The organism is Sphingopyxis sp. (assembly GCF_035250425.1).
In the GTDB taxonomy this organism is placed as follows: Bacteria; Pseudomonadota; Alphaproteobacteria; order Sphingomonadales; family Sphingomonadaceae; genus Sphingopyxis.
Genome location: NZ_DATFFD010000145.1, coordinates 1 through 6,581 on the forward strand (window position 1 = coordinate 1; position 6,581 = coordinate 6,581).

A 6,581-nucleotide genomic window follows, 5' to 3' on the forward strand; every position below is an offset into this window, starting at 1 on the left:
TCGGCCGCCAACGTCAGCAGGCCATAGTCATTGTCGGCGGCAAAGGGCACCGCTTCGCCGGGCGCCAGCGCCGCCGCGCGCCCCAGATAGTCCGCCGATTCGATCCGCCGGCCGAGTTCCGCGGCGGAGCGCGACGCGAGCAGCAGCGACCAGCTATCGGCGTCGGGACGCTGGACCAGTGGCAGCAAGGCCTCAAGCGCCGCGTCGGCATCGCCATCGGCCCATTCGGCCGCCGCGAGGATGCGGCGCGCGGTGAAATTCTCGGGCTGCTCGGCCAGCAGCCGGTCGGCCCAGGTCGCGGCGACCGCCTCGCCGCCGAGTTCGAGTTCGACGATCGCGCTGAGCAGCATGAACGACGGCTGCGCGTCGAGTTCGCCGCGCGTGCGTTGCAACAGGCTGCGCGCGAGCCGGTAATTGCCGGCGCGCGCAGCGAGCACGGCCTGCAGATAAAAGAGCCGCGGGTCGCGCGGAACGATCGTCGCGGCGTGGCGCAGCGCGGTCAGCATATCGCGGTAGCGCCCCAAATCGCCGAGCGTCGCCGCCTGCTCGATCAGCGCATCTTCATTGTCGGGATCGGCGGCAAGCGCCTTCTCATACCAGCCGAGCGAGGCCTTGAGCCCATCCTCGGTCCGCACGAGGTTCGCCTTGAACGCCAGCGCCGCGCTGTTCGTCTTGTCGAGCTCGATCGCATAATCGACCGCATCGCGCGCGCCGAGCACATCGGCATTGGCGTCGCGAAAACGCGCGACATCGACCCACAAGGCCGAACTGCGCGGCAGTTCGTGCACCGCACGGTCATAGGCCTCGCGCGCCGCGCCCAGATCGCCATTGCCCAGATGCACATCGCCCGCGACCCACGCCGCTTCACCCACCATCTCGGGGATGACCGGGCCGTCGTCGAGCGTCTGGAGCGCGCGGGCACCTTCGCCCTGCATCGCATAGGCACGCGCGAGCAGCGGGCGCAGCGCCGCGTCGTTCGCGCCCGCGCCGAGCGCGCCTTTTACTGCGGCTTCGGCTCCAACCCCGTCGCCGAGCCGGATCGCGACGCGCGCCAGCTCGACGCGGCGTGCGATGTCGTCCGGGTTGTCGGCGACGACCTTCTGGAGAGCAGCGCGGCGTTCTTCGAGCGCCTTGCGCGGCGCGGTCGAAAACCCGCCGTCGCACCCGGCGAGCGCCACAGCAATCAGTGCGCCGAAAACCAGGCGTCTCATTTTCCGTCACCCTGAACTTGTTTCAGGGTCCATGGCCCGCCCTCGCCCAATGCGCAGCGCACGACGGGAGTTTCGGCCATGGATGCTGAAACGAGTTCAGCATGACGAGGATGGAGAAAGTGCCCCAAATCCATTCAGGCCTGCATCCGGTACTGCTTGAGCAGGTCGTACAGCGTCGGCCGGCTGATCCCCAGCAGCTTGGCGGCCGCCGAAATATTGCCCTCGCTCTGCGTCATCGCGCGGCGGATCGCGACGCGGTCGGCGGCTTCGCGCGCGCTGCGCAGGTTCAGCCACGCCTCCTCGCCTTCTTGCTCGCCGCCCGCCATGTCCAGATCCTCGCGCATCACCAGCTTGCCGTCGGCCATGATCACCGCGCGCTTGATGCGGTTTTCCAGCTCGCGGACATTGCCCGGCCAGCGCCCCTCGTCGATCGCCTGCAAGGCGTCGGGCGCAAAGCCGCGCACCGCGGGGTTCATCTCGGGCGCATATTGATGGAGGAAATGCCGCGCGAGCAGCACCGCATCGCCCGGCCGTTCGGCGAGCGACGGGATTTTCACCACCATCTCGGCAAGCCGGTAATAAAGATCGTCGCGAAAACTCTGCTCGGCAATCATCGCATCGAGGTCGCGGTGCGTCGCGCAAACGATCCGCGTGTCGACCGCGATCGCCTTGCGCCCACCAATCCGCTCGATCGTGCGCTCCTGTAGGAAGCGGAGCAATTTCACCTGCAGCGGTAGCGGAATATCGCCGACCTCGTCGAGGAACAAGGTCCCGCCATGCGCCAGCTCGATCTTGCCCTCGGTGGTCTTCACCGCCCCCGTAAACGCGCCCTTCTCATGCCCGAACAATTCGCTTTCGAGCAAATTCTCGGGGATCGCGGCGCAGTTGATCGCGACGAACGCGCCGTCGCGCCGCCCGCTCGCCTCGTGCAGCCCGCGCGCGAGCAATTCCTTGCCGGTGCCGCTCGCACCGAGCAGCATCACCGACACGTCGAGGTTCGCGACGCGCTCGATCGTGCGCGCGACCTTCAACATCTCGGGCGCCCCCGTGATCATCCCGCCGAGCACGCGATTGTCGCCCGCGCCCTGCTCCGCCAGCCGCGCATTTTCGACCTCGAGCTCGCGCACATGGAAGGCACGGGCAACGATCAGCCCCAGCTCGTCGATATCGATCGGCTTCTGATAGAAATCCCACGCCCCGCTCGCGATCGCGGTCAGCGCGCTCGCGCGTTCGCCATGCCCCGACACGACGATCACCTTCGTATCGGGCTTGGCCTCGAGGATCGCCTTCAGCGTCCGGAACCCCTCGCGCGTGCCGTCGGGATCGGGCGGCAGGCCAAGGTCGAGCGTCACCACATCGGGCTCCTCGGCGCGCAGCGACTCGATCGCCGCATCATGATCGCCCGCGACGATCACCTGATAATCCTCATACGCCCATTTGAGCTGCGCCTGCAGCCCGGGGTCATCCTCGACCACCAGCAATTTGCGCAGATTGGCCCCGCTTTCGTTCATTTATGTCCCACTTTCATCACACGCGCATCGAGGCCCGCGTCGCCGCGCGCATCGGCGAGCGGCAGCCAGAGCGTGAAGCTGCTCCCCTTGCCCGGCTCGCTCGCCACTTCGATCGCCCCGCCCATCGCCTGCGCGATCTGCAGCGCTTCGAACGCCCCCAGCCCGAAACCCGATTCCTTCGTCGATACAAAGGGCTTGAACAGCTCGTCGCGGATGAAATCGCGCGTCATGCCGCACCCCTGGTCGATCACGTCGATCCGCACCCGCCCCTGTTCGGTCACCGCGACGACCTGCACCGGCGTCTCGGGCGCCGACGCGTCGATCGCGTTGGCGACAAGATGCTGGACAATCTGCCGGATCGCGCCCGCATCGCCCCACGCCGACAGCCCTGCCTGACAGCCGACGAACAGCGCCCGGCGCTGCCGCATCTCGGCCGCGATCTCGTTCAGCACCGGCTCGACCAACGTCCGCCCCGCCTCCGCCGCCGGACCGCGCTCGCGCGGCGACAGGCGAACGAGCAGGTCGGAAAGCCGCCCCGCCGAAATCTTCAGTGTCTCGACCATATCGGCACGGAAATCGGGCTTGTCGGCGTGGCGTTCGGCATTGCGCGCGAGCAATCCGATCTGGCTCGCCAGATTCTTGATGTCGTGCATGATGAAGGCGAAGCGACGATTGAACTCGTCGAACCGCCGCGCCTCGGACAAGGCCTGCTGGCTTTGCGCTTCGGCCAGATAGCTCGCCGCCTGCTGCCCGGCGATGCGCAGCACGTCGAGATCCTCCCAGTCGAGCGCGCGCGACACCGCGGGGCGATGCAAGACGACGATCGCGATCATCCGCTGGAAATGCAGCACCGGCACCACGACCCACGCGCGCGTATCGGCGATCAGCCAGTCGGGGATCGCCAGATCCTCGCCGGGATTCCCTCGGCGCTCGGCGTCGAGGTCGACGATATGCTGCGTCTCCTGCAGCATGAAGGCCGACCGAAGCGACAGCGTCGCATCCTCGCTCGCGCCGTCCGGCCAATGCCAATGCTCGGCGATGCGAAAACCGCCCGACGCGCCGGGCAGCATCAGCAGCGCGCCCGGGCTTCCGGTCAGTTCGGCGAGCGCCTTGGCGACGCGGCGGTGCAAATTGCGGTCGTCCTCGCCCCCATCGCCCTTGGCGCCCTGCCCCAAAGTCGCGGTAAAGCGCATCCATTCGGCGCGATAGTCATAACGATGCTCGAAGAAATGCTTGGAAATCATCACCGACAGCCAGGCTCGCGATCGTGCCGAGGCGAGCATCAGGCCGCCGATGCCGAGCGCCACCAGCAACGAGATCGCCTGCGCCAGTTCGGCATAATCGCCGCCGGCAACGCGCGCGACCGCCCCCGTCAGCGCGATCACGATCAGATAGGCGGCGGCGCCCAGCAGGATCAGCGTGCGCGTCGCGGCGGTGCGCGACAAACGCATCCTTTCGCGCCCGATGTCCATCGCGGCGACGACATAGACCGGCAGGGTGAGCAGCACGATCGCCGGAAGCAGCGCGATCAGCATCGATGCGATTTTGCCGGTCAGCGCGCCGATCAGCTGGACGTTGAGCTCATAGGCCCACAGCATCGCGAACCCGCCCGCGACCGCCATCACCGGCATGCGCTGCCCCGCGCTCGCGTGGCGAACCCCGCCGTCGATCATCAGCAGTCCGCCGATCGCCACGACCGCCGCGGCAAAGCCCATCGTCGGCGTCATCCAAGGCTCGGCCGCCGCACCGGCGCGCAAATGCGCCGCCGCGCCGAGCAGCAGCGTCAACAGGCAGATCGCCGCGAGCATGCGCGCGATCAGGCGCAGCGGCCGCGACATCGGCGCGCGCGGCGACCAGAAGGTCGCCCCCAGCCAGAGGAGCATGGCGAGGTCGCGCACCGTCTGGACGACCAAAGATTGCGACGATCCGGGACCATAGGCAGTCAGCGATGCGCACCACAGCGCGGTGGCGGCGGCGGTCGCGGCGAGCAATCGCGGCGCCGGCATCAACGCCGCCATCCGCGCGCGCGGCCGCATCAGCAGCCACAGCGCGACGCCGGCAAAGCCCGCCAGCGCAAGGCCCGACAGGATCTGGGACAGGCCGGTCAGCGGGCCCACGGCTAGCGGGCTCCCTCCGGCCACAGCACGACGCGCACCGTCTGGAGCAGGATCAACAAGTCGAGGAAGGGCGAATAATTCTTGGCGTAATAGAGATCATATTCGAGCTTCACCCGCGCATCTTCGACCGACGCGCCATAGGGATAGTTGATCTGCGCCCAGCCGGTCAGACCCGGTTTCACCATGTGGCGTTCGGCATAATAGGGCAGCTTCTTTTCGAGTTCCTCGACGAAGCTCGGGCGTTCGGGGCGCGGCCCGACAAAGCTCATGTCGCCCTTCAGCACGCACCAGGTCTGCGGCAATTCATCGATGCGCAGCTTGCGGATCACGCGGCCGACGCGCGTGACGCGCGGATCATTCTCGGCCGCCCACACCGCCTTGCCCGCCGCCTCGGCATCGGTGCGCATCGAACGGATCTTGAAAATGTCATAGGGCTCGCCGAACAGGCCGACACGCGGCTGGCGGTAAAAGACCGGCCCGCGGCTATCGAGCATCACCGCAATCCCCGCGATGACGATCAGCGGCAGGCCGATCACCAGCACGATCAGGCTCGCGAGAATGTCGAACATGCGCTTGCCGACCTTCGAAATGCGCTGCCCGGCCGAAAAGCCGTCGGAAAATATCAGCCCGCTGGGGTTCGTCGTCGCCAGGTCGACGCGCCCCGTCTCGCGCTCGATGAAGCTCGCGATGTCGTTGACATGCACCCCCGTCGTCTTGACGCGCAGCAGGTCGTTCAGCGGCAGCGCATTGCGCCGTTCCTCGAGCGCGAGCACCACTTCGCCCGCGCGCAGCATCACGACATGGTCCGACAGATTGTCGAGCTTTTCGCGCGGCACGGCGCCCGGCACGGTCTTTTCGGCCGCACTCATCGCAACGAAGCCGACCATCTCGAGCCCGCTCCCCGGCGCGTCGGCCAAGGCCGCCAATCGCGCCGCGCGCGGCCCCGCGCCCAGTACGAGGATGCGGCGCCGAAACGCTTCGGTTCCCCCCGACTGGGTCAGCACGAGACGGATCAGGAACAGCACCGCGATGGCAAAAAGCATCGCGTACAGGCTGTTGGCGCGCCACAATGTCGCGGTCGGCAACAGGAAGCCGAGCACCGAGAGGAAGATCACGCCGAGCGAGATGGCCGCGAGCAGGCGCGCGGTGGCGAAACGCATCGAGCGCAGCCCCTCGTTACCGTACATTCCGGTCGCCATCATCGCGAGCGAGTTGGCGACGCCAAAAGTCACAAGCGGCAGCCAGCGGCCGGCGAGCGGCCCGGCATCGAACCCCGCCTGGTGCGCATAGAGATGCCACGCCCCCTCGGCCGAGCCGAGCAGCGCGAAAAATTCGATCAGCGCCAGCCAGACGACGGCGTGCGGAACATAATGTTTGAACAGCCGAAACATGGAAAATTTCCAGACCCTTTCGTTCGCCCGATACTACAGCCGAGGCGTCAACTGTCGGTTAATTTTACACTCGTCATTTCGGGCAATGAAAGGATGACCCGCCGCATCCGACGCGATAGACCGTGCGTTATGACGCTGATGATCCAGCCTGTTATCCTGTGCGGCGGCGCGGGCACCCGCCTGTGGCCCGAATCGCGTGGCACCCGCGCGAAGCAGTTCCTGCTGCTTCACGGCCAGCGCAGCCTGTTTCGCCAGACGGTCGAGCGCACCCCTGCCGGTCCCGATTTTCTCCCGCCGATCGTGCTCTGCGGCGACGGCCATGTCGCGATGGTCCGCGAACAGATGAACGAC

General features: G+C 67.1%; 5 protein-coding genes. 1 reads left to right on the forward strand and 4 read right to left on the reverse strand.

All coding sequences use genetic code 11. The features are described 5' to 3' along the window. The 4 genes from VJ811_RS08340 to VJ811_RS08355 form a co-directional block, all read right to left on the reverse strand. Positions 1 to 1,211 (reverse strand): tetratricopeptide repeat protein (locus VJ811_RS08340; RefSeq protein ID WP_324071804.1); only part of this gene is annotated, 1,211 nt, incomplete at its 3' end. A 134-nt stretch (positions 1,212 to 1,345) separates the two neighbouring features. Continuing rightward, a complete protein-coding gene (prsR, locus tag VJ811_RS08345; RefSeq protein WP_324071805.1) occupies positions 1,346 to 2,722 on the reverse strand; it encodes a PEP-CTERM-box response regulator transcription factor in 1,377 nt (458 codons plus the stop codon). Continuing rightward, positions 2,719 to 4,839 carry an XrtA/PEP-CTERM system histidine kinase PrsK gene (gene prsK / locus VJ811_RS08350; protein ID WP_324071806.1) on the reverse strand — a complete coding sequence of 707 codons (2,121 nt, stop codon included), beginning with the start codon at positions 4,837 to 4,839 and terminating at the stop codon, positions 2,719 to 2,721. Before prsK ends, prsR begins: the two co-directional genes overlap by 4 nt. Before the next feature lie 2 nt (positions 4,840 to 4,841). Next, entirely contained in the window at positions 4,842 to 6,230 is a 1,389-nt protein-coding gene (locus VJ811_RS08355) for a TIGR03013 family XrtA/PEP-CTERM system glycosyltransferase (protein WP_324071807.1), read from the reverse strand. A gap of 129 nt (positions 6,231 to 6,359) precedes the next feature. Between VJ811_RS08355 and VJ811_RS08360 the strand changes: the two genes are divergently transcribed. Next, the coding region (locus VJ811_RS08360) for a sugar phosphate nucleotidyltransferase (RefSeq protein WP_324071808.1) at positions 6,360 to 6,581 on the forward strand (222 nt) is incomplete at its 3' end.

Excerpts from the sequence above, each read along its gene's own strand:
- prsR (WP_324071805.1), bottom strand. The coding sequence starts at position 2,722 with ATGAACGAAAGCGGGGCCAATCTGCGCAAATTGCTGGTGGTCGAGGAT.
- VJ811_RS08355 (WP_324071807.1), bottom strand. The coding sequence starts at position 6,230 with ATGTTTCGGCTGTTCAAACATTATGTTCCGCACGCCGTCGTCTGGCTG.